At 69.4% G+C, this 25,084-nt stretch carries 22 protein-coding genes; 11 read left to right on the top strand and 11 right to left on the bottom strand.

Translation table 11 applies throughout. The features are described from left to right. Window positions 1-11: 11 nt before the first annotated feature. Entirely contained in the window at window positions 12-989 is a 978-nt protein-coding gene (locus H074_RS06655; RefSeq protein ID WP_007029261.1) for an alpha/beta hydrolase, read from the top strand. 312 nt (window positions 990-1,301) lie between these two features. Here H074_RS06655 and H074_RS06650 read toward each other — a convergent pair whose 3' ends face one another. From H074_RS06650 to H074_RS06630, 5 genes are all read right to left on the bottom strand, one after another. Further along, window positions 1,302-2,264 (bottom strand): pyridoxal-phosphate dependent enzyme, encoded by a 963-nt coding sequence (locus tag H074_RS06650; RefSeq protein ID WP_007029260.1) that lies wholly within the window; start codon window positions 2,262-2,264, stop codon window positions 1,302-1,304. After that, window positions 2,261-2,905: a helix-turn-helix transcriptional regulator gene (locus H074_RS06645; protein ID WP_007029259.1), complete on the bottom strand. Its 645-nt coding sequence runs from the start codon at window positions 2,903-2,905 to the stop codon at window positions 2,261-2,263. The genes H074_RS06650 and H074_RS06645 overlap by 4 nt, the downstream gene beginning before the upstream one ends. Then, window positions 2,898-3,251, bottom strand: a complete 354-nt coding sequence (locus tag H074_RS06640) for a RidA family protein (RefSeq protein ID WP_007029258.1) — start codon at window positions 3,249-3,251, stop codon at window positions 2,898-2,900. Before H074_RS06640 ends, H074_RS06645 begins: the two co-directional genes overlap by 8 nt. A 146-nt stretch (window positions 3,252-3,397) precedes the next feature. Continuing rightward, on the bottom strand, window positions 3,398-4,966 hold the full coding sequence (locus H074_RS06635; protein WP_007029257.1) for a multicopper oxidase family protein: 1,569 nt from the start codon (window positions 4,964-4,966) through the stop codon (window positions 3,398-3,400). Next, window positions 4,963-5,370 carry a hypothetical protein gene (locus H074_RS06630; RefSeq protein WP_039921649.1) on the bottom strand — a complete coding sequence of 136 codons (408 nt, stop codon included), beginning with the start codon at window positions 5,368-5,370 and terminating at the stop codon, window positions 4,963-4,965. Before H074_RS06630 ends, H074_RS06635 begins: the two co-directional genes overlap by 4 nt. A gap of 80 nt (window positions 5,371-5,450) precedes the next feature. On the opposite strand from H074_RS06630, the gene H074_RS06625 reads away from it, so the two are divergent. Next, window positions 5,451-6,347: a LysR family transcriptional regulator gene (locus tag H074_RS06625; RefSeq protein ID WP_007029255.1), complete on the top strand. Its 897-nt coding sequence runs from the start codon at window positions 5,451-5,453 to the stop codon at window positions 6,345-6,347. A gap of 24 nt (window positions 6,348-6,371) precedes the next feature. Here H074_RS06625 and H074_RS06620 read toward each other — a convergent pair whose 3' ends face one another. From H074_RS06620 to H074_RS06610, 3 genes are all read right to left on the bottom strand, one after another. Continuing rightward, window positions 6,372-7,427, bottom strand: a complete 1,056-nt coding sequence (locus H074_RS06620) for a S1 family peptidase (protein WP_200865753.1) — start codon at window positions 7,425-7,427, stop codon at window positions 6,372-6,374. Window positions 7,428-7,710: 283 nt separating this feature from the next. Continuing rightward, on the bottom strand, window positions 7,711-8,859 hold the full coding sequence (locus H074_RS06615; RefSeq protein ID WP_007029253.1) for an SGNH/GDSL hydrolase family protein: 1,149 nt from the start codon (window positions 8,857-8,859) through the stop codon (window positions 7,711-7,713). A gap of 8 nt (window positions 8,860-8,867) precedes the next feature. Then, a complete protein-coding gene (locus H074_RS06610) occupies window positions 8,868-9,440 on the bottom strand; it encodes a TetR/AcrR family transcriptional regulator (RefSeq protein WP_007029252.1) in 573 nt (190 codons plus the stop codon). Window positions 9,441-9,734: 294 nt separating this feature from the next. Between H074_RS06610 and H074_RS06605 the strand changes: the two genes are divergently transcribed. Both H074_RS06605 and H074_RS06600 read left to right on the top strand, forming a co-directional pair. After that, window positions 9,735-10,730 (top strand): hypothetical protein, encoded by a 996-nt coding sequence (locus tag H074_RS06605; protein ID WP_007029251.1) that lies wholly within the window; start codon window positions 9,735-9,737, stop codon window positions 10,728-10,730. 132 nt (window positions 10,731-10,862) lie between these two features. Beyond that, on the top strand, window positions 10,863-11,606 hold the full coding sequence (locus H074_RS06600) for an EI24 domain-containing protein (RefSeq protein ID WP_007029250.1): 744 nt from the start codon (window positions 10,863-10,865) through the stop codon (window positions 11,604-11,606). Between the two features lie 57 nt (window positions 11,607-11,663). Here H074_RS06600 and H074_RS06595 read toward each other — a convergent pair whose 3' ends face one another. Beyond that, window positions 11,664-14,648: a 3-keto-alpha-glucoside-1,2-lyase-like domain-containing protein gene (locus H074_RS06595; protein WP_007029249.1), complete on the bottom strand. Its 2,985-nt coding sequence runs from the start codon at window positions 14,646-14,648 to the stop codon at window positions 11,664-11,666. Window positions 14,649-14,800: 152 nt separating this feature from the next. Between H074_RS06595 and H074_RS06590 the strand changes: the two genes are divergently transcribed. The 6 genes from H074_RS06590 to H074_RS06565 all read left to right on the top strand — a co-directional run bounded on the left by H074_RS06590 (window position 14,801) and on the right by H074_RS06565 (window position 23,159). Next, complete coding sequence (locus tag H074_RS06590) at window positions 14,801-16,114, top strand: hypothetical protein (protein WP_007029248.1); 1,314 nt, start codon at window positions 14,801-14,803, stop codon at window positions 16,112-16,114. Next, complete coding sequence (locus H074_RS06585; protein WP_007029247.1) at window positions 16,111-17,166, top strand: hypothetical protein; 1,056 nt, start codon at window positions 16,111-16,113, stop codon at window positions 17,164-17,166. Before H074_RS06590 ends, H074_RS06585 begins: the two co-directional genes overlap by 4 nt. Before the next feature lies 1 nt (window position 17,167). Further along, window positions 17,168-20,194, top strand: a complete 3,027-nt coding sequence (locus tag H074_RS06580) for a hypothetical protein (RefSeq protein WP_007029246.1) — start codon at window positions 17,168-17,170, stop codon at window positions 20,192-20,194. A gap of 58 nt (window positions 20,195-20,252) precedes the next feature. Further along, entirely contained in the window at window positions 20,253-20,780 is a 528-nt protein-coding gene (locus H074_RS06575) for a hypothetical protein (protein WP_007029245.1), read from the top strand. Between the two features lie 183 nt (window positions 20,781-20,963). Then, entirely contained in the window at window positions 20,964-21,824 is an 861-nt protein-coding gene (locus H074_RS06570; RefSeq protein WP_039921698.1) for a DUF3592 domain-containing protein, read from the top strand. A 21-nt stretch (window positions 21,825-21,845) separates the two neighbouring features. Continuing rightward, complete coding sequence (locus tag H074_RS06565) at window positions 21,846-23,159, top strand: MFS transporter (protein ID WP_007029243.1); 1,314 nt, start codon at window positions 21,846-21,848, stop codon at window positions 23,157-23,159. Here the strand turns inward: H074_RS06565 and H074_RS41990 are convergent. Next, window positions 23,152-23,286 carry a hypothetical protein gene (locus H074_RS41990; RefSeq protein ID WP_007029242.1) on the bottom strand — a complete coding sequence of 45 codons (135 nt, stop codon included), beginning with the start codon at window positions 23,284-23,286 and terminating at the stop codon, window positions 23,152-23,154. The genes H074_RS06565 and H074_RS41990 overlap by 8 nt on opposite strands. A 141-nt stretch (window positions 23,287-23,427) precedes the next feature. Beyond that, entirely contained in the window at window positions 23,428-24,024 is a 597-nt protein-coding gene (locus H074_RS06560; RefSeq protein ID WP_007029241.1) for a DUF6801 domain-containing protein, read from the bottom strand. Window positions 24,025-24,252: 228 nt separating this feature from the next. Here H074_RS06560 and H074_RS06555 point away from each other — a divergent pair, with 228 nt between their 5' ends. Beyond that, complete coding sequence (locus H074_RS06555; protein ID WP_007029240.1) at window positions 24,253-25,044, top strand: adenylate/guanylate cyclase domain-containing protein; 792 nt, start codon at window positions 24,253-24,255, stop codon at window positions 25,042-25,044. The last annotated feature ends 40 nt before the right edge of the window (window positions 25,045-25,084 follow it).

Below are 25,084 nucleotides of genomic sequence, written 5' to 3'. Positions count from 1 at the left end.
AAGGAGAAGCGATGAACCGAACCCGGCGGTGGGGTCTGCTGGTGCTGTGCATGGTCGCCCTGTTCGGAAGCTCGATCCCCGCGAGCGCGGCACCCGCGCCGGTCACCGCCGACAACGGCGCGAAGGTCGTCGAGGAGACCTGGCTGGACGCGCGCACGGTCGACCTCAAGATCACTTCGCCGTCGCTCGGCACCACCGGCATGGTCCGCCTGCTGGTCCCGTCGGGCTGGGCCGCGCAACCCGCTCGGACCTGGCCCACGCTGTACCTGCTGCACGGCTGCTGCGAACCGGTCGATTACCGCTCGTGGGATGAGTTCACCGACGTCAAGGCGTTCACCGCGGACAAGGACGCCCTCGTCGTCATGCCGACCGGCGGGCCTGCCGGGATGTACACGAAGTGGTGGAACTTCGGGCTCAAGGGCACTCCCGACTGGGACACCTTCCACACCCTGGAGGTGCGGCAGATCGTCGAACGCGGTTACCGGGCGGGCACGCGCCGGGTCATCGCCGGACTGTCGATCGGCGGGTACGGCGCGCTCGCGTATTCGTACAAGCACAAGGGGATGTTCGCCGCCGCGGCGTCCTACAGCGGCGTGCCGAACACACTCAATCAAGGAGCCCCGCTGTTCATCCAGGGGATCCTGGCCCGGGCGGGGATCTTCAACTACCTCGAACTCTGGGGCGACAGCTGGGGGATGCGGCCGCTCTGGTCGGCGAACAACCCGTACGACCACGTCGACGACCTGCGCGGCACGGCGCTCTACATCTCCTGTGGGAACGGGAAGACCGGCCCGCTCGACCCGCCGGGCCAGTCCGACATCTTCGAACCCCAGGCGCTGGCCTCCTCGGTGAGCTTCACGGATCGGTTGAAGCTCAAGGGGATCCCGGCGACCGTCGACTACTACGGCGACGGCACGCACAGCTGGCCCTACTGGCAGCGGGCGCTGCGCGACTCGTGGCCGGTGCTGGCCGGCGGGCTCGGCCTCTGACTCGGTACAGCCTCGTGAGTGGCAGGGACGGTTAGAACCGCCCCTGCCACTCACGACACGTCGGCCCACCGCGTGAAGGAGCCCTTACTTGCGTTAGACGCAGTGAAGGGGTCGTTCACGCGCCGCTGACGTGACTGGCGATGACGCTGGGGCGACGGTGCTGTGCCGAGCAAGGTCAGGAGGTTTGAGTCCCTCGCGGATACCCGAGCATGGCGATGGGCGCAAGCCCTTTACACGAGGGTGTGTGGAAACAGGGACACTCAACGTCCCTGTTTCCACACACNAACCCCCCCCCCTGCCACTCACGAGGGGTTACTCGGCCGCGATCAGCTCGGCGAAGCGTTCCGGGCTCACGTTCCCGCCGCTGATGATCACCCCGACCCGGCCCGAGGCGGGCACCCGGCCGCTGAGCAGCGCCGCGAGACCGGTCGCTCCGCTCGGCTCGGTGACGAGCTTCAGCCGTTCGAACGCGAACCGCATCGCGTCCCGGACCTGGTCGTCGGTGACCAGCGCGATGTCGTCGACGAGCCGCCGGTTGATCGAGAAGGTCAGTTCGCCGGGGATGGAGGCGGCCTGGCCGTCGGCGATGGTCCGCGGCACCGGGATCGACACGCGTTCCCCGGCGTCCAGCGAGCGTTTGGTGTCGTCGCCCTCGGCGGGTTCGACGCCGACGACCCGGATGCCGGGCCGCACGGCCTTCGCGGCGGTCGAGCTGCCCGCGATCAGGCCACCGCCGCCGACCGGGACGACGAGAGTGTCCAGGGACTCGGTGTCCTCCAGCAGTTCCAGTGCCGCGGTGCCCTGTCCGGCGATCACGTGCGGGTGCTCGTACGGCGGAATGAGCGCGAGACCGCGGTCGGCCGCCAGCGCCTCACCGATCGCGACGCGGTCGCCGGTGTACCGGTCGTAGGTGACGATCTCGGCGCCGTAGCCCGCGGTGGCATCCTTTTTGGACTGCGGGGTGTCCTCCGGGATCAGGATGACCGCGCTGCTCCCGAGTTCCCGCGCGGCGAGCGCGACGGCCTGGGCGTGGTTCCCCGACGAATACGCGGCGATACCCTTGGCCAGCTGTTCCGGCGAGAGCCGGGAGGCGGCGTTGTACGCGCCTCGGAACTTGAAGGCCCCGACGCGCTGGAGGTTCTCGCACTTGATGAAGACCTCGGCGCCGACGAGGTCGTCGAGGGTGCGGGAACGCACGACCGGGGTCCGGTGTGCGACACCGGCCAGGCGGGCGGCGGCGTCGCGGATGTCGTCGATGGTCACGGGGGCGGTCATGATGCTCCTTGATCACGGATTTCGGCGAGATAGTTGTAAGCGGAGGCACGGGAGATCCCGATCCGGGCCGCGACCTGAGGCACGGCCCGGCGCACGGCGAAGACACCGCGCGCGTGCAGGCTGCGGAACAGATCCAGACGTTCTTCGCGGCTGAGCGCGGTCCACGGTTTGTTCAGCCGGAGCTGGTGCTCGTCGACGATCGCGTCCACCACCGCGTCGACGTCGTCGCCGAAGGTGGTGGTCGGCGTTTCGGTGGCGGTGCCGACGTCGGCGAGTTCGCCGACCAGGGTCCGCAGCTGGCCCAGCGCGGTGACGTCGAGGTTCACGCACAGCGCGCCGAACACCGAGCCGCCGCTGTCGCGCAGCAGCATGGTCGAGGACTTCACGAGCTTTCCGGACGCCGTCCGGGTCACGTAGTTCAGCTGGTCTTCGGCGTCGTCGCCGCGCGCGAGGAGGCCCATGCCGATCTCGCTCATCGATCCGCCCACGGTGCGGTCGGTGACCGAGCCGGCGATCGCGACCACCGACTTCTCCGGGCGGCGGAAGTCGTGCACCACGACCTCGCAGAACGAGCCGAGTGTCGCCGCGATGCCGTCGGCGACCGGGGCGAGCGCGTCGAGGATCGCGTCCTGTTCAGACATCGCGTACTCGGGCGAGGGCCTCGACCTCGACGACGCCGCCATACGGCAGGGACGCGACCCCGACGCAGGTACGGGCGGGCCGGGGCTCGGAGAAGAACTCTTCGTAGACGCGGTTGAGACCGTCGCGGTCGGCGATGTCGGTCAGGTAGGCGACGACCTTCACCACGTCGGCCCGGGTCGCGCCCACCGAACGCAGCGCGGAGTCCAGGTTGGCGAAGGCCCGCGGGCATTCGGCGTCGAATCCGCCGGGTACCAGTTCTCCGGTCCCGGTCACGCCGAGCCGCCCGGACACGGAAACCAGGTCGCCGCTGCGGAACGCCGGAGGGTACGGATGCTCATTGGTCACGAGACTGACTGTATAAGCGTTGGACGGAAAGTCCAACGAATTGAGAAGTGACCTGCCACTCACGCCCCGCGTCGGGGAACTGACCAACCCGGTCCGGCCTCGTGAGTGGTGAGGACGGTTCTAACCGTCCTCACCACTCACGAGCTTCAGACCACCTCGAAATTGGCCATCATCGCCATGTCCTCGTGTTCGGCGTTGTGGCAATGGAAGACGTAGCGGCCGCGATAGCCGTCGAAGCGGGCGATGACCTCGACCGACTCGCCTGGGCGCAGGTCCACGGTGTCCTTGATGCCGCCGTCGAACGGCCCCGGCGGACGTCCGCCGCGCGAGAGGATCCGGAATCCCACCAGGTGCAGATGCACGGGGTGGTGGATGTCGGCGACGAACCGCCAGATCTCCGTGTCGCCGAGGCGCGGGCTCGCCGATATCAGGTCCGGCGAGAACGGCTCCCCGCCGATCACCCAGCCCGCGCGTCCGTGGACGGTGCCGGCGCGGAACGAGAACTCCCGCGTGGTCGTGGCCTGCTCGCGAGTGAGCGGCGGGATTTCGCCGAGTTTCGCCGGAACCCGGCTGTCGTCCGGTGCGCGGCGCGCGACGACGAACCGCATGACCTGCGCGACCGAGCCGGTGCCGAGCCGGTTCACCAGGGTGACCTCGGTGCCGACCGGATACCGGCCGAAGTCGACGACGAGGTCGTACCGCTCCGCCGGTGCGATGGGGAGATGGTCGTGTTCACGCGGCGCGCCGAGGAGCCCCTGGTCGCCACCGATCTGCACGAAACCGCCTCCACCGGACGGCGGCGGGTCCAGTGCCAGGTCGTAACGGCGGGCGTTGGAGGCGTTGAGGACACGCAGCCGGTGCCGCACGGCCGCAACCTCGTGCACCGGCCACGGTGCGCCGTTGACGAGGATGACGTCACCGAAAACGCCCTCCACGTAAGCACTTTCGACTCCCGGCGTGGTCCGCAGCGTCCGGTCGAGGGAGGGATAGGCGAAGGCACCGTGCTCGTCGAAGGAACGGTCGGCGATCATCAGCGGCAGCTCACGCTCCCCGGACGGGAGCCCCAGCGAGTCTTCTTCGTCGTCGCGGATCAGATGGAACCCGGCCAGGCCCCGGTACACGGCCGGACCGGTGAAGTCCATGCGGTGGTCGTGGTACCACAGGGTCGCGGCCCGTTGCCGCGACGGGAAGACGTAGTCGCGCTCCCCGTTCGAGATCCGGGCGCGTGCGTCGACCATGCCGTGCCCGGTGTGCGCGGTGTTCCAGCCGGACCGCGGCAGGACGAGGTCGGTCGGGTAACCGTCGGACTCGGCGGGCGTGTGCCCGCCGTGCAGGTGGACCACGGTCGGCACGGGAAGTTCGTTGCGATGGTGTGCCACCACCGTCCGGTCCCGCCGCGATTCGATCGTCGGACCGGGGAAGATCCCGTCGTAGCCCCAGATAGGCGTCCGGACGCCGGGCAGGATCTCGGCCGTCGCCGCCCGCTGGGTGATCGTGTAGTGATCGGCGCCGGCGGTCCTTTGTGGACGCAGGACCGGCGGGATCGGCAGCGGTACCCGGAACGGTTCCGGCAACGGAAGCCCGCTGCGCAGCAATTCGCCGGTCCCCGGCGCACCCTGCGCGAGCAGCCGGGGAGCCGCGACCCCCGCGGCCACGAGGACACCTGCGCTGCCGGCGAGTCCGAGGAACGTCCTGCGAGGCAGCCGACGGCTCATCGGCCTGCCCGCCAGGGCTGCGGGCGCCAGACGGCGATGGCCGTCAGCGCCGTTCCGGTGACGAGCGCGACTCCGAGGGGTATGTGCAGGTCGAGCGCGCCCGCCATCCCGGCGAGGTACTGCGCGGTCTCGCCCGCCGCGAGCAGCAGGCTGATCCAGAACAGCCAGCGCGGCCCGCGCACCAGCCACAGGACCAGCGCCGCCAGGATCTGCGCGTACGCCAGATACGACACGGCGTCGGCACCCCAGCGGTGCAGCCAGAGCATGTCGTAGTCGCCGCCGAGATAGCCGCCGGCGAACACCGGCTGGCCGATGATCGCGACGGCGTGGGCGCTCACCAGCACCCGGTTCACCACCAGAGTGCCGCTCGCCTTTCGGCTCGGGCTGGTCAGGGTTTCACTCACGCGCTCGAACGTAAGAGCCGACGACTTATGCTGTCCAAGACAAGATCGGTTATCTGTTCATAACAGGCGAGGTATCAGCAGTGGATCTTCTGGCGCTCCGGTACTTCCAGACGGTGGCCCGGCTCGAACACGTCGGCCGCGCCGCCGAGAAGCTGCGTGTCGCGCAGCCCTCGCTCAGCCGGACTTTGGCCAGGCTGGAAAACGATCTCGGCGTACCCCTTTTCGACCGGCACGGCCGCCGGATCAGGCTCAACCGGTTCGGCACCGCGTTCCTCCGCCGCGTCGACCGGGCGCTGGCCGAACTCGACGACGCCCGGCAGGAACTCGACGACGCCGCCGGGCTGGAACGCGGCACCGTGACCGTCGCGGCCGAAAGCCTGCTCGTCCTCACCGAACCGCTTCGCACCTTCGTCCCCGGCCATCCGCTGGTGGACGTGCGGCTGTCCCAGTCGTCGGGGGAGGGCATGGCGGAGAAGCTGCGATCCGGCGACGTCGACCTGTGCGTCACGTCGCAACCCTTGACGGGCAACGACATCCGCAGCCGCGTGCTGCTCGACGAACAGGTGATGCTCTGCGTGCCTTCCGGGCACCGGCTCGCCGGACGCGGCCGCGTCGGCCTCGCGGATCTCGAGGGAGAGCCGTTCCTCACCACGCGGCCGGGCTACTGGCAGCGCGCGCTCGCCGAGCGCCTTTTCGCGAAGGCCGGTCTCGAACTCCACATCGTCTGCGAGGGCGACGAAGCCGCTGTGCTCTTCCAGCTCATCGACGCGGGCCTCGGTATCGCGTTCGTGCCCTCTCTCGGGCTGCGGGCCGACACCAGCTCCACGGTGAGCTGGCTCGACGTCGACGATCCCGAATGCCGCCGCGTGCTCAGCGTCGCGTGGCGCGAGGACACGTACCTTTCCGCCGCTGCCCAACGCTTTCGAGACCACACGGTGGACCATTTCCGCGCACAGGCCGTGCCCCGGTCGCGGTGACCGGGGCACGGCTTCGGGATCTGCTTACGGGTTGAGCGTGACGCTGTAGGCGCTCAGCGCCTCGCCGATCGGCTGGAAGTACGAGGTCCCGCTGCCCTTGCCGGAGGTGATGCCCAGTCCGACGCTGCCGGAGAAGAGGCAGCCGCCCGAGTCGCCGGGGTTGACCAGCGCGTTGGTCTGGATCAGCTGGTGCACCGAGCCTTCGGCGTAGTTCACCGTGACGTTCAGCCGCTGCACAGAGCCCGAGGTGAGGCGGGTGGTGCTGCCGCTCTTGCTGATCCGCTGCCCGACGGTGGCGGAACCGGCGGAGGCGATCCGCTGGGTGGAGCCGTTCCACAGGGTGACCGCGCCGGGCGCGCTGCCGCTGGTGTTGCGGATCAGGCCGTAGTCGTTGGTCGGGAAGCTGGCGCCCTCTGACGGACCGACGTTCCATTGCGACACCGCGCGGGTGCAGTGACCGGCGTCGAGGATGTAGTTCTGGCCGCCGCGGTTGGTGTTGAACCCGACTGAGCAGCGGGTGCCGCCGCCGGTGATGGCCTCGCCGTTGTAGATCGCGGTGTGCATCTCGCCGGTGGTCCGCTCCACGCGGACCCGGTCGCCGAGCGCTTCAGCGGCCTTCACGAGGCCCTCGGAGCCCTTCGCCGCGTCGGAGATGGTCAGCACGACCTGGTTGGCCTTCGGGTCGAGGCCGATCGACGTGTGCGCGACCGTCGGCAACGCCTGCAGGGCGTTCTGCGCGCCCGCCAGCGCCGCACTGGAGTGCTTGACCACGCGGGCCCGCGCCCCGGTCGCGGTCACCTGGTCCGCGGCGGCCTGGTCGAGCACGTTCACCACCGGTTCGGCGTCGTCGTCGAGGTATCCGTCGGCGGCACGGGAGCCGAGCGACGCGGTGACCTTGTGCAGCGTCTCGACGCTGGCCGTCTGCGTCCGGAGGAACTCGACGGCGGCGGCCTCGCTGATCCCGGCTTCGGAGGCTAGGGACGTCACCGCCTCGTGCTGCACGGTGGGGGAGTAGCCCGCGATGGTGGTGGCGGTGGCCGTGGACGGGGCGAGGAAGCCGACGGCGGCGGCCGCGGCCATCAGTGTGGTGGCGGTACGGGCCAAGGGGTTTGTGCGCATACCGGTGACTCACTTTCGCGAGGGAAGATCCAGCGCGAGGGGTGGCCGCACTGGACACAGTGGGGTCGCCGGGCACGGCCAAGGCGACCCGGCACCGGTGATCCGGTGCCGATCATGGTGATCCGCGGCACCGGTGGCGGATACCGACTTTCGTTGGACAGGAAGAAAAATAGGTACCCGCAGAGGGGCTAACGAGATATACGCGCACAGTAAACGCGGTGGCTCGTGAGTGGTAAGGACGGTTCTAACCGTCCTTACCACTCACGAGGTGTTTTGCGAAACGTTCCCCGATGAGCCGGTGCGTGGCCGCGTCCGGATGGAGGTCGTCGGGCAGCGGCAGGACGGCATGGTCCGCCTCGCCGTAGAGTTCGAGGCCGTCGAGGTAGCGAAGGTTCGGATCGGTCGTGCTCCGTTCCTTGACGATGCGGGCGAGTTCGCCGCGGATCACGGTGAGCGTCAGCTTCCCCGCGGCGGTTTCCGTGGGATCACCGGTGGCCCTGAACCGCACTTTTCCTTCCCGCAGGCCGTCCGGGTCGAACTGGCCGGGCCCCGGGGTGTGCTCGTGGATGGGGCAATGGATCGGCGAGACGACCAGCAACGGTGTGGTGGGATGCCCGTCCCGGATGGTGTCGAGGAAACCGTGCACCGCCGGGCCGAACGCGCGCAGGCGCATCAGGTCGGCGTTGACGAGGTTGATGCCGATCTTCACGCTGATCAGGTCGGCGGCCGTGTCCCGCATCGCGCGGGCGGTGAACGGGTCGAGCAGGGCACCGCCGCCGAAGCCCAGATTGACCAGGTCCACTCCGGCGATGGCTGCGGCCGTGGCGGGCCAGGTCCCGGTCGGGGTCACCGCGTTGGACCCGTGACTGATGGAGCTGCCGTGGTGCAGCCAGGTCTTGCGACCACTTGACTGTGCATTGTGGACGGCCGTGTCGGTGCGCAAGGCGACCAGCCGCGTCGTTTCGTTGTGCGGCAGCCAGATTTCGACGTTCTTCTCGTGACCGGGCAGGCCGGTGAAGCGCAGGGTTCGCACGGGACCGGGCTGGTGCCGTGCGGCGCCGGTGGCCAGGTCGACGCTGATCGTGTCGCCCTCGGTGACGCTCGCCTGCCCTGTGAGCTGCCCGTCGACGAGCATCTCGTAGACACCGTCCGGCCGAGATGGCACGCCGGCGAACACCCGTTTGGTGGCGAGGACGTCCAGTTCGACGATCGTGGCCGTGGTGCGGAAGGCCAGCCGCACCCCGGACGGCTGCGCCTCCGCCATGGCCAGCTGGCCGTCGGGGATCTGCTGCCTGGCGCGCGCGGGCAGCCGGTGGGGGAGCACGCCGCGTTCGGTGTGCTCGAGGTCCAGTGCGCCGCGGACGAGGTCGGCGGTGATCGGGGTCGTGAGCATTCTTCCGTTCATTTCCTTCGGGGCCAGGCGCGCAGGAGGACGTCGAGCGCGTCGAGGATCTCGGTCCAGCTCTCCTGTGAGCCGGGGGTGCTGTGACTGAAGCCTCCGGCGGCCTCCAGGCCGACATAGCCGCTGAACACACTGCCCAGCAGCCGGACCGCGTGCGTCTGGTGCGGTTCGGCGAGGTCGTAGCCGCGCAGGATCGCCCGCGTCATTTCGGCGTGCCGGACGCCGGCGCTGGTGGCGGCCGTGTCCGGCGCGAGCCGGAACCTGGCGGCGGTGAATCTGCCAGGGTGTCGGAGGGCGTAGTCGCGGTGGACGTTCGCCAAGGCGATCAGCGCGTCCCTGCCCGCCAGGCCCGCCACCGCGGTGGCGGCGAGGTCGGCGAGTTCGCTCAAGGCCAGCAGGGCGATCTCGGTCTTCAGTTCGTGGGCGTTCTTCACATGCGAATACAGGCTCGCCGTCTTGACGCCGCACCGTTTCGCGAGCTCTGTCGGGGTCACGTGCTCGAAGCCGATCTCATCGGCCAGTTCCGCGCCTGCCCGGACCACACGCTCCGTGGTCAGTCCCGCTCGTGCCATGTCCGCCACGTTAGCATAGTCCATTCTGGATTTGCCTAATGCAATTAGGAAACCGGAACCTGGGTTCGGTAGCACCCGGTCGGAGGAAGGCTGGGCGAAGACCGAACGAAGGTGAGCGTGATGAAACGGTGGTCTGCGGTTGTACTACGCCGATCGGTGGGTGCCCGCGGTCCTGCTCGTCCTGACGTCTCTGATCCCAGAAGAAGGTCTTCGTGGCGCTCCGGCGCCATCCCGCCCTCAGCGACTGGTTGCCCGCGGACTCAAGCCCGCCCCTGAACGTCTGGAGACACGTCCATGCCGCTCGCCCTTGTCCGCGGTTTCCTGACCGGGATCGTCACCGGGACGACCCTCTGCGCGTTCGTCGTCGGCATCATCATCGAGTACGTTCCGTTGATCATCACGGGCCTCGGGCTTCCCATCGCCTATGGGATCCTGCTTTACCTCGCCGGCGCCCCGCGACGTGCTCGTGAGGCGAAGCTCGCGCCGGTGATCGCGCTCGCCAAGATCGAGAGCCTCCGGGCCGGCGGCACCGAGACAGGCGACATCCCAGTCGACCTCGTCCTCACCGTCGTCCCCGACGGCATGGCGTCGCATCGAGTCAGGATCACCCACGGCATCAACCTGGTCGACATCCCGAACTACCGGCCGGGCGATGTCCTCGTCGTCCGGTACCCGCCGGACCGGCCGTGGAAGGCGCGGGTCGTGGAGCGGCCGTCGCCGGAGTGGGAGCGCCGCGCCGCCGAAGCCGTGATCGAATCCGCTCCGGAGTCCAGCCTGGTGCAGGAGCCGCCGGAGGGTTGCGCGTTCGGCGCGCTCGCGGTCCTCGGGTTCCTGCTCGGCGCGGCGCTCGTGCTGTCCCTGTTCCGCGCGGAGCTTTTCGCGCCGGAAGCGCCCGCACGGACGGAAGAAACCCTGTCCAGCGTGACCACGTCCTCCTCGGGATCGGCGACCGTGAACGTCGACAGATCCCTGCTGGGCGAAGGGGAGTTGCGCCGGGCGATCGACTCGCTGGCGCTGGCCGCGGACGTTTCGCAGGTGATCACCGTGGTCGTCGAGGACCGGCGGCTGACCGTGGTCTTCGCCCCGACGAGTGCCCAGGTGCCGCGGTTCGACCTCCGTGCGCTGGCGGTCGACCGCGTCCCGGCCCTGGTCCGGCGGGCGACGGCGACGATCGACGTCGGTTCGCCGCGGACGTGGCAGGTCATGATCGTCCCGTTCGGGACCGCGGTGAGCAGCCGGGTGATCGTGACCGGCCCCGGCGGCAGTGGCTCACTCGCGGACGGTGGCTGAGTCCCTCGACAGCTCGCCGAGGCCAATGCCCTGGACGCGCCGGGGAACCTGGTCCAACCCGGAACAGCGCTTGCGGGTGCCCTGAGCCCCGCGGCCACGAGCGGACAATCCGGACACTGGTAGAAATGTCCGGTGCGGGATTTCTTCAAAGGTTTCAGGATGTTCGGGCAAGGACTGGGCATCCTGCTGCGGTCGCCGAGGCTGCTGCTGATCGGCGCGCTGCCCGCGTTGCTGACCACGCTGTCGCTGGTCGGCGGGGTCGTCGCGCTGGCGTTCTGGATCGATGATCTCTCGCTGCTGCTCACCCCGTTCGCCGACGACTGGTCGCCGGGCTGGCGGACGACGATCCGGGTGGCGGCCGGGGTCGCGGTGTTCGGGGTGGCGCTGGCCATCGCCATGATCGGGTTCACGGCGATCACCCTCGCCGTCGGCGGGCCGTTCTACGAGCACATCGCGGAGAAGGTCGAAGACGACCTCGGCGGCGTGCCCGGCGCGGTGGACCTCTCGTGGTGGCGGTTGCTGGTGATGGGCCTGAAGGACGGCCTGTCCCTGGTGCTGCGCTCGCTGATGTTCACGATCCCGCTGCTGATCGCGGGCTTCATCCCTGTGGTGGGGCAAACCGTCGTGCCGGTCCTGCTGGCCTTGGTCACGGCGTGGTTCCTGGCGCTGGAACTGATCGCCGTGCCGTTCTACCGGCGCGGGATGGGCTTGAAACAGCGTCGGACGCTGCTGCGCCGTCACCGCGCGCTCGCCCTCGGGCTGGGTCTTCCCGTGTCACTGCTGTGCTTGATCCCGTTCGCTGCCCTGATCGTGATGCCGATGGGTTTCGTCGGCGGCGTGCTCGTCGCCCGTGAGGTCCTTTCCCCGGCCTCGTGAGTGGCTAGGACGGTTCTAACCGTCCTAGCCACTCACGAGGACCGCGACCAGCTTCGCCTAGCCGATCGGCTCGATCCAGATGTTGCGGAACCGCGGGTTCTCTCCCGGATCCCCGTGATCCTGGAGACGGATCGCGCCCGGACCGGCGTTCTCCAGGTTGCTGTCACCCGTGCCGCCGTCGATCGCCACGTCGTTGTGGACCACGACGCCGTTCCAGACCACGGTCACGCGGGCGTTGTCGGTCTTGTTCCCGGCGCCGTCGAACCGTGCGGCACGGAAGGTGACGTCGTAGGTCTGCCAGGTCCCGGGAGCCGTCGCCATGTTCCGGTCAGGCGCCTTCTTCGAGTAGATCGCGCCCGCTTCGTTGTCGGCGAGCGTGGTGTCCCCGAAGGATTCGAGCACCTGCAGTTCGTAGCGTTCCTGGAGGTAGACCCCGCTGTTGCCCCTGGCCTGCCCGGTGACCTCCGGCGGATAGTCCGGCTCGTTCCATTCGACGTGCAGCCGGAAATCGCCGAACTGCTGCTTCGTGCGGATGTCCCCGCCGTTCGACTCCATCGCGCCGCCGGACACCGGCCAGGTCGCGGCGCCGCCCGCGCGTTTCTCCCAGGCGTTCAGATCGGTGCCCTTGAACAACTGGATGCGCCGGGACTCGGTCAGGGTGAGGCTGTCGAGATTGACGTTGCCCGCGTCGCCCGTGTCGTAGCGATAGGAGATCGTGTTCGACCCGGCTTTGAGGTTCAGCGTTTCGGGCTGGGTGTTCCAGGTGTCCCAGTCGCCGGTGCTCGCGAGCCTGACCTGTTTCACCTTCGTCCCGTTGACGTAGACGGTCACCGATTTGGTCCCGGGAGCCGGATCCGGGCCGTTCGAGTAGCGCAAGGCCGCATTGTAGGCGCCGGACTTCGGCGCGTTCACGGTGAACGTCGTCGCGGCGCCCTGGTTCCAGTATCCGTCGACGAATCCGGTGCCCGCGTAGCCCGTGTGATTCGTGTTCGTCGCGGCGCCACCGCTCAGCGCGGCCCGCTCCGCTTCATATGTCGTGCTCGCCGGAGGGCCGCCGACCAGTGAGTTCAGCGTGTACCAAGCCTCGGTGCTCCACAGCGCCGCACCGGACTCCGCCGCGAACGGACGCGGCGACCGCACGTGGACCACGTGCCCTGCCTTCAGTCCCGCCACCTGCAGGGTGACCTTCTTGTGGTCGGCCGACAGGCTCGCGGACGTGACGGATAGGGTCTGCTCGTCGATCTTCGGCCCGCCGTACGCGGGAGTGGGCTGGTAGCGCCACTGCTGAGCCTGGTACTTCGCCGCGAGGTTCTGCGCGGTCTCGGCCGACAGTGGCTGGGTGTACTCCAGTTCGAAACCGCCCGCGACGGCCCGCATCGCGCGGATGTCGAAGGCGTTCGTGCCGTTGGGCGTCACCTTCTGGAGGCCGTAGGCGAGTTTGCCGGGCTGGCCCCAGTTCCCTCCGCCGTCGATCCCGCCGGTGTAGATCGCGCCGTCGGGACCGAGGCTGATCCGGCTGACTCCCGACTCGAGTCCTTGTGTGAGCCGGAAAACGGCGCCCTGGTACTCGCCGTTGACCTTCTCCAGGAAGGCTCGCTGCAGTCCGCCGTAGGTCACGTCGCCGTACACCATCTGCCCGGCGAAGGGACCCTGCGACAGCATGACCATGTTGCTCGGTGAGTTCGCGATCTCGTTGTGCGGCAACCACAACACGGGCGCGGTCACCGGTTTCGAGTCGAACGGTCCCGGGGGATTGGTGTAGTGGTTGAAGAATCGGTCCTGTTTGACCCGCACCAGCTTGTTCGCCGGCAGCCAGCCGCCCTGGTTGTCGGTGACGAAGACGTCGCCTTCCGGTCCCCAGCCGATGCCGTGCGGCGTGCGCAGCCCGCCGGCGATGTAGGACACCTGACCTGTGGCCTTGTTGATCTTGATCGTGGTGCCGCGGTTCGGCGCGGGCTGCGGGTCGGTCGTGGCGCCGCCGTAGTTGATGGCCACGGAAAGGTTGGCGTAGAAGAAGCCGTCCTTGTACAGCAGGCCGAACGCGAACTCGTGGAAGTTGCCGCCGAACGGCCAGGTGGCGACGGTGCGGTAATCGTCGGTCACGCCGTCGCCGTCTGTGTCGTTCAGTTCGACGAGCCGCGTCTTCTCCGACACGTACAGTTTGCCGTCGACGTACTTGACGCCCATCGGTTCCTTCAGCCCGCTGGCGACGCGCTGGGTCCGGACCTTGCCCGGGTCGGTGTTCCCGCTGACGTTGCTGAGCAGATGGACCTCGCCGAGGACCTTGTCGGATCCGCCCCAGGTGGCGATGGCGAGCCGTCCGTCCGGCAGCCAGTCCATGCCGGTGACCTGCGGCTGGAATCCCTCGGGACGCAGATTCGTCACCGTGAAGCCGGGGTGGACGCCGTTCAGCGGCAGGCCGTCACCGGGCGAATCCGTGGCGCCCTCGCATTCCTTGCGCCCCGGCGAGGTCACCCGGACGACGTCGGCGTCGGTGCTGAGCACCGAATTCGGCACGAGCGCGAAGCCGGCCGCGCCCGGCGGCCGCCATTCGAGGGTGACCTGCTGGTCGTTGGTGTTGTCGAAATGGTCGATCCGCAGCGCGTGATACCCCGTGCTCAACTGGACCGAGCCGGTCGCCGGGGTCGCCCCGTGCAGGCCGTCGTGGTTGATCACCGTCTGGCCGTCGATGCTGAGCCGGGAGCCGTCGTCGCTGGTGAGCCGGAATTCGTACTGCCCGGCCGTGCTGACGTTGAGGTTGGCGATGACTTCGGAGACGAACTGCTCGTTGAGCCCGAAGTCGGCCGTGGTGGTCCAGTCGATCGTCGGCATCAGTTTGTCGACGTTGGGTGTCTGGCCGGACTTGATCGCGCAGAGCTTGGTGATCTCACGCTGGAGGTCGTACGTGCGGAGCGTGACACCGGGTTGCTGGGGTGGGATGGCCGCTTCGGCCGGGGCTGTCACCAGCCCGGACACTGCCGTGACCAGCGCCAACGAGGCGACGATGGACCGGTTGAAGCGCTTGCGGACAGACGGAAGCATCGTTGCTCCTCGGGTCGGCGGCGGAGCACCTCTGTGACGCCGCTGAACCTAAGAGGGCTTTCGTTCGAAGTCAACGAAAGTATGCACGAAACGGACGAAAGTTAGCCCGAACGGTCTCTCGGATAGAGTGAAACAGCGCGAGAGGAGGGCGATTGGCGACGGGATCGGGCGAGCCCCGGCTGCGTTCGGCCGTCCTCACGCAGGCATGGGAAGGCATCGACGGCGTCGAGGTCTTGTCGACGGCAGACGGCGGACCGCTGACCCGGACGATCAAGAAGATCATCGACCCGCTGGTGGTCCGCACGGCGGCGCGTCCCCGGCTGGGGCGTCCCGTATTGGACCCGGTCGCGGCGGCGGAGCTGACGGAACTGCTGCTGGCCGACGCGGACAGACTGCGCGCGACGGCCGCGTGGTTCACCCACCTCAAACGTCAACGCCGCGCTTTGCGCATCACAGCGGGCAACGTCCAGGATGTCTGCTTCCCCTTGGCGTACGAGCTGGCGACGGGGTTCGGCACACCGGGGCCGGACGCGACCGCGACGGCCGCGGCGGCGTTGCGGGATCTGCACGGCGAGAGCGGCGCGGCGGGCGTCGATCAGCTCACCGGATATCTCGCGGATCCGCGGCATGCGGCGGAGCTGACCGCGGAGCTGCATCGCCGCTGGCACGCCGAGTCCGCCGTATCGCCGGACATCACCGCGCTCCGGGCGTTCGTCGACGGTCTTTCCGACACCACTTGGCGCGCCCTCGCCGATTCGGCCACGGGGCACGCCCTCGGGCTCGGGTTGCGACGGCCGGGCGGGGCTCGCGCGCTGAGCGAAGTCATCCAAGAGATCTCCGGCCTGCCCGCTCCGGACCTCGGCCTCCAGCGCGGGGAACGCACCGCCGTCCCACCTTTGAACCGGCGCGACGAAACCGGTCCCGAACTCCTCGAACGCAGTGTCGAACGACGGGTGCGCGCGACCTTGCGCCGTCTTCCCCCGGACGAGCGGGCGCCCGTCGAAGACCTCGTCGACGACGAACTCAGCCGGGTCGCCGCCGGATTCGGGCTCGGGCTGCCCGCGCTGGCCGCCTGTTTCGCGCTCGGTGTCGTCCTCGCGCCCGCGCTTCGGCCACTCGACGGCGCGGCACCGGCGGGCGTCCCCGAATTCGCGCGGCGGCTCAATGCGCAGGTCGCGCGGGAGGGTTATGTCCTGCACGCCCGTCGCGCTCTTGCCGGAGCCACACCGCTCACTCCGCGGCCCGACGCCGAACTCCTGCGCGACCTTCGCGAGTTCGCCAAGCAGTTCCTCGGCAGGCTGTGGGTTCGGCTGCACGGTTTCGACGTCCGCGGTGACCTGCCCGCCGACGCCGCGGACGTCCGCGACCTCGTCACCGGCGTCGTCCGTTCGACCTCGTTGGATCTGCGGACGAAAGTGCGCCGTGCGCTCGTGGCCCGCCTGCCGGAACTGGAGGCCGTGTCGTGACGCATCCGGTGCACACACCCGTCCTCGCGGCCGACGGCGGCCTCATCCGCTTCGCCCTGGCCGATCTGCTCGCCGGCCGGACGACCACGATGCGCGTCGAACTCAGTGACGCCGGGGCCGCCGAACCATGGCTGACCCGGATCGCGGGAGCGGAAGCGAGCCTCGCCGCGCTCGGTCAGGGCCACGCGGACCTCCCCGCCCGGCCGGAATTGGGCAGACTCGCTTCGCTGCTTTGGTTGCGTCGCTGGTGGCCCGCCAGTCCGTCGCTGGGAATCCCTTCGCTGGATCCGGCGTTGCTGGACCTCGAAACGGCGGTCGCGACAGCTGACGTCGAGGACGTGGCCGAAGGTCTCCTCGACGGTTTCGAAGCCTCCCCGGCCGAGCTGTTCGACGCGGCGATCGCGGGCGACGCGCTACTGGCGGCGGCGCCGCCGGTCGCCGAGGAAGTCCGGGGACTGTGCGCGCGCCTCGCCGCCTGGTTCGACGACCAGGACGACGTCGTGCGCGCCGAAGCCGCGGCGGACGTGTCGGCACGCTTGGACACGGCGGCACCGAGCCAACGTGCCTACGCGCTGGCTGCGGGCCTTGACCCGGTCGCGCCCGGCGAAGGCGTACTGGCGAGCGGACGCGCGAGCGTCGACTGGGCGCGGGTGCCGCCAGGGATCCTGGACGCCGGCGAGGACACGGTGACCTGGCGGATCGTCGCCGCCGCGGCCGCCACCCGGCTCGAAGTCGTCGTCGCGGGCGCGTTCGCCGACGCGGCCATCACCGCGTTCGCGAGCCATGAGGGCGAGCCGTTCGCGGAGGTGCCGCTGGAGCTGGGTGCCGGGCGGTTCACCGGCACGGCCGATTTGGACGAGACCGCGACCCGCCTCGCGGCCGGTGTGCACAGCGGACGGATCGCACTCGCCGTCGGTGTGGCGGGCGAGGGGGTCGGCGGGACCACGGCGGAAGACCGGGCAGAGGTGGTCGCGCTCGTACGTGCGCGCCCGCCGGACGCCGGAACGCTCGCCGAACGGGCGGCGGCCGCTTCGACCGACGAGGAGTTCTGACGTGCTCGTCGGCATGCCGCCGCCCCGGAACCCGCCGGACCGTCCGCTCCCGCCCGAATTGAGCGCGACGAGTTCACACGGTTACAACTGCCGTTGTGTCGCCAGGCATTTCGGTCTCGATCCGGCTCCGTACGGCGAACTGCCCGCATGTTCGCTTTCCGAACGCCAGTACCGGAAGCTGCTTGTCGACGCGGTCAAGCTCCAGGACAAGGCCAAGCGGCTCGCCGCGGCGCGGGACGTCGCCGGTGCGCACCGGACGTACGGCCGGATGCGGGAGATCGCGCAGCGGCTCGACAGGACGGATCTGGAACTCGCCGCGGTCAGCGACCTGGCCACCGTCTGCTATTCCGCGGGCGACCTGCGCAACGCGCGGCAATGCGCCGAAGCCGTGCTCCACGCCTTCAAGATCAGCACCATCGGCATCGTCCACTTCGGGCAATACGCCGAACTGCGGATGATCGAAGGATCACGGGAGGTCGCCGAACGCGTGCTCATCTCACTGTCCACGGAGGAGGGTGAGGTCACGAAGGCGCGCGAGCTCATCGCGGATCAGCGGCGGCGGGCGGCGTTCCGCAAGGCCGCCGAGCCGGGACAATTCCCGCCCGAGCTACTGGACACGCACTGTGCGGACGAGTTGGAGCTGCGCATCCTCGACGCCCGCGTCTCCATCGCGGCCGGGGATCCGGCCGGCGCACGGGACGCGCTCGACGAGATCCTGACGGCGCTGGACGCGCTCGCGGACGTCGACGCGGTCCGCGAGCAAGTGGCGTCCCTGCAGGCGATGGCACGAGCCGAACGGGCACGCGTCCGCCAGACAGGTGGCGAGGACGCGGACGCGCGGGCGGATCTGCTGCGCCTCAGTGCTCAGCACGAAGGCCGCCCGCTGGCCGCCAAGGCGGGCATCGATCTGGCGGCGGACCGGGCACTCGGCGGCGACTTCCCGGGTGCGGTCGAGGCGATAGTGGCGGCCCGGGACGAACTCGCCACGGCGGGCCTGACCGGGGACGTCGCCGAGGCGAGCCACGCGCTGGGCGGGTTGCTGCTGATGGCGGGCGAGGTAGGACAGGCCCGCGACCAGTTCGAACACGCCGGAAGACTGTGGACGGCCAACGGCGACACCGCGGGCCTGCGCCGTCTCGACGTGGCGCTGGCCCGCTGCGCCGCGGCGACGGGTGACTGGGCGGTGGCCGAGGAGCACGTAAGCCGCGCCCGGGAGTCGGCGCGGACGTCGGGGGAGTGGCCGGACCTCCTGCACACGGATTTCGTGGCGGCAACGATCGGATTCGCCCACGGGAAGGACCCGCGTGCGGTGCTGGATCTGCTGCTCCCGCTGACGCTCGCGGCGGCGGAGTACCGGTTCGAGTTCACCGCTCCGCAGGCACGCACGGCCTGGGCCCGCGATGTCGCCGGTCCGGCGATGGAACTGCTGATGGCGTTGCTGGCGAGGCTCGACGAGCGGAGGCTGGCGGCGGAACTGATCGAGCGCACTTGCGCCGTCGGCGCGTACACCGGCGCGGAAGAGCGCTCGCTGGACCTCATCGGCGCACCGCCCACTCTCGACGTGGGCCCGGTCGCCGAGGGACTTCCGTTGGCGGCACTGGGTTCCGTGACGTCCTCGCTTCCGCTGCGGCTCGCTCCGCCGCCCGCCCTGCGCTGGTCACCTTCGTCGCCCATGGAGCTGGATCCGTGGCTCCGCCTCGCCGCCGAGCGATATCACCTCCCCCGTCCGGTCGCCGAAACCGTCGAGACCTGGCCGGCCGCGAAGCCCGGGCGCGAGACCTTCCTCCTGCGCTTCGCCGACGCCGGGCACACCTTTCTCACTTGGCGGACCACCGAGGACCTCGACACCGTCCACACGCATCCGATCGACTTCGCTCTGGTCGGTACCGCTCGTCAGTGCCTGGACGCCGCGTCCCCCACGCCGCACGAGGGCGAGAACGTGGCCGACGCCGTCCGGCGCTCACTGAGCGAAGACGCGTTCGGCGGCTTCGCCGGTGAACAACGTCTTGCCCGCGTCCTCGCACTCAACCTCCTGCCCGCCGACCTGATAGAACGGCTCCGATGTGCCGCCGGCAGCGGAAACCGCCCGCTCCTGCGGATCCAGCCGTCCCCGAGCCTCGCCGGTGTCCCGTGGGGACTGCTGGCCCTGCCCGACCGGCGGGCCGATCACGTGCTCGGGATCGACGAGATCGGCATCTGTTTCGACAGCGACGAGCGCGTCCTCGACGTCGCCGACGTCTCGCTGCTCGCCCCTGCCGCGATCCCGCGCCGTCCGCCCGTCGCGGACGGCCCGCCCGTCTACCTGCTCGACCCGCGAATTCCAGGTCAGAGTGCCTTCGGCGAACTGGGTTCCGTGCTCGGCAAGCAGGACGCGGCGTCGCCGCTGATCCGCCATCTCGACGCGCGGCTCGCCGAGGGCCCGGTCCTTCCCGCCGCCGGACGCGGGCTCGATCTGGTCCGCCGCACCGACACCGACCGCCGCCTGCTCGCCGAACTCCTGGCGCGGCCCTGTTCGCGGCTGGTGTTCGTCGGACACGTCAGCCGCGTCAGCGACGAGCACGGCGCGCAGACCGCGCTTCATCTGTCCTGTTCGGCCGACCTTCCCGGCACGGCCACGCCGATCGGAGCGCACCGGCCGTTCACCGCCGCCGACCTCGCACTGTCCGAAATGGACACCATGCCCGCGCGGGTGGCGCTGATCGGCTGCGCCAGCGCGAGCGATTTCGGCCTCGCCGAACCGTTCGGTGTACTGCTCGCCGCAGTCGCGGCCGGAGCGGGGCTCGTCGCCGCCACGGTCTGGGCGTTGCCGACCTCGGCCGCCGTGCCCGGTTCGGACCCGATGTCCGAACTGGTCATCGCCGTCGACACCGCGCTCGCCGGTGACGACCCGGTCACCGAACTGTGCGCCTGGCAGCGGTCCCGGCTCGCCCGCTGGCGCGAAAAGCCCGAACCGGCGGCCTCGCCGGTCTTCTGGGCGCCGCTGACCTGCCTCGACGCGACCGACGACGGGAAAACCTGGGTTCGGTAGCAGGACGTTCCGCCGAAGCTGTTTCCAGCACGAACGACACGGCGAAAGGCGGCACCCGATGTTCAAGAAGATCCGCGACAAGATCAACGACGCGACGCAGCAGGGCATGACGCGGGGCGCGCAGGACTTCCAGCGCCACGCGGAGCAGTTCCGGCAGGCCGCCGCCGCACAGGGCCACGACATCACCCCGCAGCTGCCCACCCCGCAGCTGGCCGCACAGGCGTTCCGTAACCTCGACGCCGACCCGGACATGGCGGCGTTCCTGGCGCTGCCGATGGAGGAGCAACTGCGTCAGCAGCAGGAACTGCAGGCCTACGGCACCGAACTGCGGCGGCTCTACGACACCTGCGAGCCCGCCACCCTGGTGATCCGCGAGCTCGAGCCGACCGGCCGGAAGATCGCCGGACAGGCGCAGTACACCGCGACGCTCGAGGTCACCCGCGCCGACGGCACCACGTACCGGACGGTGACTCGGCTGATCACGCCGCTGGCGACGATCCAGCAGTACGCGCCCGGCACCCGCCACGAGGCCCGCGTCGACCCCGCCGACCCGGCGAAGGTCGCCGTGTTCGGCCCGATCTCTTAGGCCTGGTAGGCGGAGCTGCGAGAGGTCCGGAGAAGTGACCATACGCATGAACCCGCCGGCCGAAGGCCCCGCTATCGCGGTGGCAGGGCGCCTTGTTCGCTCGACATGACGTGTTTTGCCATGCCCGCCCTGCCGACGTCGATCGCGGTCGCGGGTTCACCCACGAACAGTTAGGCGGTGGCGATGTTCGGCTCCTTCGAGTTCGGCCTGCCGGAAGACCCCCGGCGGGCCCGGCGCGCCGGCCTGCGTCTCTGGCTGCTCGGCGTGCCGACGACGCTCGCCTGGGCGGCCGTGGGCTGGTCGGGCGCCCTCGGGCTGCTGGACGGCTTCCGGCTGATGTCGCTGAACCGCGTCGACGCGTGGGGGGCCGACGCGGGCCCGGCGGTTTCGCTCGTCCTGTTCTTCAGCATCTCGATCACGGTGGCTTCGTCGCTCGGGTTCGCGATGCTGTGGGGTGGCGGGATGTCGCTGCGCGGGATGGGCGTCGGCTTCCGGGCGAGCAGTTTGGCCGCGTCCCTCGGCATCGCGCTGGGGAGCGGCGTCGCGATCCCGTCGTGGACACCGCCCGAGTCGGTGGGGCAACGGCTGCCGTTCGGTGACGGTCCCGCCGAACCGTGGACCGACGTCGACTGGATCGTCTACTACGAGCCGTATCTCGTGCCGGCGGTGGCCGGCGTGACGGCGCTGGTCATGATCATGGTGCTGGGGCGGGCGTTCGTCACCAAAGCCGAGGCGGACGATCGCGCGCAGGCGCTGGCCCAGACCGGACGCCAGGTGACCGGCCACGTGATCGGCGTCGAGTTCACGAACGTCTGGGTGATGGGGAATCCGAGGTTCACCGTGCAGGTCCGGTTCCCCACGGAAACCGGTGAGCGGACGGTCGTAGCCACGATGATCACCCCGCCGTTGCAGGCTCCGGCCCGCGGTTCGACGGTGAAGGTCACCTACGACCCGCGGAACCCCGACTCGGTCCAGGTCGATCCCGATCCGGCCGATCGGGCCGCCGGTGGGAACCTCGGTGCCTTCCTGCCCCCGCTGTTCTGATCGCCCTCTACACTCCCGCGGATGGACGAACAGACGGCAGAGGTGTCCACCGCGCAGGCGGTCCGCAAAGCGATGATCCGGCTGGTCCCGTTCCTCGGGCTGCTCTATCTGCTCAACTATCTCGACCGGGTCAACGTCGGCTTCGCGGCGCTCACCATGAACGCCGACCTCGGCATCAGCTCGGCCGCCTACGGGCTCGGCGCCGGTCTGTTCTTCGTCGGGTACTTCTTCTTCGAGGTGCCCAGCAACGTGATCCTGCACAAGGTCGGTGCCAGGGTCTGGATCGCGCGGATCATGGTCACCTGGGGCATCGTCGCCTCGGCCACCGCGTTCATCCAGGGCGAGGTCAGCTTCTACATCGTCCGGGTGCTGCTCGGCATCGCCGAGGCCGGGTTCTTCCCCGGCATCATCCTGTACCTGACCTACTGGTTCCCGCGGAAGGTGCGGGCCAAGATCGTCGCGCTGTTCTTCCTGGCGGTTCCGCTCTCGTCGGTCATCGGCAGCCCGGTCTCCGCGCTGCTCATCAAGCACGGTGAAGGGGTCCTCGGCTTCGACGCGGGCTGGCGCTTCATGTTCTTCGCCGAAGGTATTCCTTCGATCCTGCTCGGCGTCGCGGTGCTGTTCCTGCTGCCGAACCGGCCGAAGAACGCGAAATGGCTGTCCCCGGAGCAGCGCACCGCACTGCAGTCGACCCTCGACGCGGAGGACACCCGCGAGGTCGGCCACGAAGTGAGCACGCGATCGGCCCTGACCGATCCGCGCGTGCTCGCCCTGAGCGCCGTCTACTTCGGAATCATCTTCGGCCTCTACGTGCTCGCGTTCTTCCTGCCGCAGGTGATCAAGGGCTTCCAGCAGCAGTTCCAGACCACGTACAGCATCGTGGAGATCGGGCTCATCACGGCGATCCCCTATGCCGTGGCCGCCGTCGCCATGGTGTTGTGGGCACGCCATTCCGACCGCACCGGCGAACGAGCCGGGCACGTCGCCATCGCGGCGTTCGTCGGCGCGGTCGCGATCGCCGCCGCGTTGTACCTCGGTTCGCCGTTGCTGGTGATGGCCGCGGTGACCCTCTGCGCGGTCGGCGTCTTCACCGCGGTCCCGGTGTTCTGGCAGCTGCCCAACGCCTTCCTCACCGGGGTCGGCGCCGCCGCCGGGATCGGCCTGATCAACTCCTTCGGCAACCTCTCCGGTTTCGTGGGCCCCTATCTCGTCGGCTGGCTGCAGGGGATGACCGGCAGCTTCCGCCCCGGCATGTGGGCCGTCGCGTTCTTCATGGGGATGGCGGGCGTCATCGCGTTGTTCTTCCGCCGCAAGGAGAAGGCCGTCGTCAAGTGAGGTGATCGAATTCGTCCCAGAACTCGGACGCCGGATCGGGCGCGGGCAGCCATTCGCGAGTGCGCTCGCTGGCCAGCACCGGAACTCCGCCCAGCGCACGGCTCCAGCTCAGCCGGGCGCCGAACATGTCGCCCGCTTTCTCGATGCCGGCCGGGTGTTCGATACCGCATCTGCCGCGAATCCACCTGATCGACAGTTTGCGGCCTCCAGCGCGCTCAAGGTCAAGACGCGTCTTCCCCCGGCTCGCCGAGCCGGGGGAAGACGGGGTTCAGCCGATGGTCGTCTTGCCGAGGACGGCGTCCTGGTCGGGCGGGTCGAGCGTGAGCTGGACGTCGAACTCGCCCAGCGAGCTGTCGGTGATGATGTGCGAGGTCGCCGCGGCGTCCACGCTGCTGGTCGCCTCACCGGCTGGGGTTCCCGCCGGGATGGTGAAGTCGACCTTGCCCTCCGCGGTGAACTTCAGCGGGCCTTCGGCGGGCACCTCGGTGTCCGGGATCGGCAGCTCGATGGGGATCGCGACCTTCTGTTCGCCGAGCGCGATGTTCACCTTCGAGCTGATCGTGCCGGACAGCTTCTTGGCGCCGACAAGCCGGAGTCCGTCGCCCGCGGACTGGCCGGCGTCGACGTCGAGGGTGAACGGCACCGAAATCGGCTCCCCGGCCTTCGCGGTCGCCGGGATTTCCGCCTTCACGACCACCGCGACCTGCTGGTCGCCGATGATGGGGAAGCCGCCCTTGTACGTGAGATTCTTTTCGACGGCGGCCGCGGTTCCCGCCGCGGTGAGCATCACGGTTCCGGCGACCACGGCCGCGATCCCGGCGGCACAGAACCGGCGAACACCCTTCCGTACGAGGGTTTCCGTCATGTCAGGTCCTTTCGTCGTTGAATGGGCTCGAAACCGAACTTAGGTGGAAAGTCACCAACGAGGAAAGGGAAAGATCTCTCGCGTTTTCTTTACGCTTCGATCTTGTCACGCGTATGTGGAATAGCGAGTTCGTGAATTGTCACGTGAAGGCGGAAAGGGGAAATGCCTTCTGCTTTCTTGTCATCCCGGTGACAGGTGCCCCGGTCCGGTGGAGAGCGGGCTAAGGTCTTGATCGTGACCGAACGAGCCGAGCCGTGGCACCTCCGGACCCGCAGGTTCCTGCGCGCGACGGACCAGCGCCGCGAACTGGTGCGCGGCGCGAGGTTCCTCCGCAGGCTGGTCCCGGGGGACGGCACGCCCGGCGATCCGCCGTCGACGGGCCGTTCGTCCGACCGGCTCGCCCGCCTGCTCGCCGAGGCGGGCGCGGACCGGCCCAGCGCCACCCGCGAGCTGGGGCTGGCCGCCGTGCAGGCCTGGCAGGCCGTCCGCCGATCCGGCGCGCCGCCGGTGGCCGCGGACGAGATCACGGTGCTGTTCACCGACCTGGTCGGCTTCTCGACCTGGGCGTTGCAGGCGGGCGACGAGCGCGTGCTGGAGCTGCTGCGTTCGGTCGCCGAGGTGACCGAGTCGGTGGTCGCGGGGCACCGTGGCAGTGTCGTCAAGGGACTCGGCGACGGCGTGATGGCCGTGTTCGCCGACCCGGGCGAGGCGGTGAACGCCGCCTACGAGACGTGCTCCGCCGTGAGCGTGATCAAGGCCGAGGGCTATCTTCCTCACCTGCGCGCGGGGCTTCATCGCGGGAACCCGCGGCGGGTCGGCGACGACTACCTCGGCGTCGACGTGAACATCGCCGCCCGGATCATGGCCGCCGCCGACGGCGACGAGGTGCTCGCCAGCGGAAGCGTCGTCGACGAGCTGGACCCCGGCGCGGTGATCGTGCGCCCGCGCCGGAGTTTCCGCGCCAAGGGGACTCCGAAGGATCTCCGTGTTTACCGGGTCGTCCCGCGCTACTCCTCGTGAGTGGTAAGGACGGTTAGAACCGTCCTGGCCACTCACGAGG

It is taken from the genome of Amycolatopsis decaplanina DSM 44594, from assembly GCF_000342005.1.
In the GTDB taxonomy this organism is placed as follows: domain Bacteria; phylum Actinomycetota; class Actinomycetes; order Mycobacteriales; family Pseudonocardiaceae; genus Amycolatopsis; species Amycolatopsis decaplanina.
The sequence above is the reverse complement of the archived record's forward strand: the minus strand, read 5'-3'. Positions and strand labels throughout refer to the sequence as shown.

What these genes read in the sequence shown, in the direction of transcription:
- H074_RS06655 (WP_007029261.1), top strand. Translation starts at nt 12, where the DNA reads ATGAACCGAACCCGGCGGTGGGGTCTGCTGGTGCTGTGCATGGTCGCC.
- H074_RS06650 (WP_007029260.1), bottom strand. Translation starts at nt 2,264, where the DNA reads ATGACCGCCCCCGTGACCATCGACGACATCCGCGACGCCGCCGCCCGC.
- H074_RS06645 (WP_007029259.1), bottom strand. Translation starts at nt 2,905, where the DNA reads ATGTCTGAACAGGACGCGATCCTCGACGCGCTCGCCCCGGTCGCCGAC.
- H074_RS06635 (WP_007029257.1), bottom strand. Translation starts at nt 4,966, where the DNA reads ATGAGCCGTCGGCTGCCTCGCAGGACGTTCCTCGGACTCGCCGGCAGC.
- H074_RS06620 (WP_200865753.1), bottom strand. Translation starts at nt 7,427, where the DNA reads ATGGCCGCGGCCGCCGCCGTCGGCTTCCTCGCCCCGTCCACGGCCACC.
- H074_RS06615 (WP_007029253.1), bottom strand. Translation starts at nt 8,859, where the DNA reads ATGCTCACGACCCCGATCACCGCCGACCTCGTCCGCGGCGCACTGGAC.
- H074_RS06610 (WP_007029252.1), bottom strand. Translation starts at nt 9,440, where the DNA reads ATGGCACGAGCGGGACTGACCACGGAGCGTGTGGTCCGGGCAGGCGCG.
- H074_RS06605 (WP_007029251.1), top strand. Translation starts at nt 9,735, where the DNA reads ATGCCGCTCGCCCTTGTCCGCGGTTTCCTGACCGGGATCGTCACCGGG.
- H074_RS06595 (WP_007029249.1), bottom strand. Translation starts at nt 14,648, where the DNA reads ATGCTTCCGTCTGTCCGCAAGCGCTTCAACCGGTCCATCGTCGCCTCG.
- H074_RS06575 (WP_007029245.1), top strand. Translation starts at nt 20,253, where the DNA reads ATGTTCAAGAAGATCCGCGACAAGATCAACGACGCGACGCAGCAGGGC.
- H074_RS06570 (WP_039921698.1), top strand. Translation starts at nt 20,964, where the DNA reads ATGTTCGGCTCCTTCGAGTTCGGCCTGCCGGAAGACCCCCGGCGGGCC.
- H074_RS06565 (WP_007029243.1), top strand. Translation starts at nt 21,846, where the DNA reads ATGGACGAACAGACGGCAGAGGTGTCCACCGCGCAGGCGGTCCGCAAA.
- H074_RS41990 (WP_007029242.1), bottom strand. Translation starts at nt 23,286, where the DNA reads ATGTTCGGCGCCCGGCTGAGCTGGAGCCGTGCGCTGGGCGGAGTTCCG.
- H074_RS06560 (WP_007029241.1), bottom strand. Translation starts at nt 24,024, where the DNA reads ATGACGGAAACCCTCGTACGGAAGGGTGTTCGCCGGTTCTGTGCCGCC.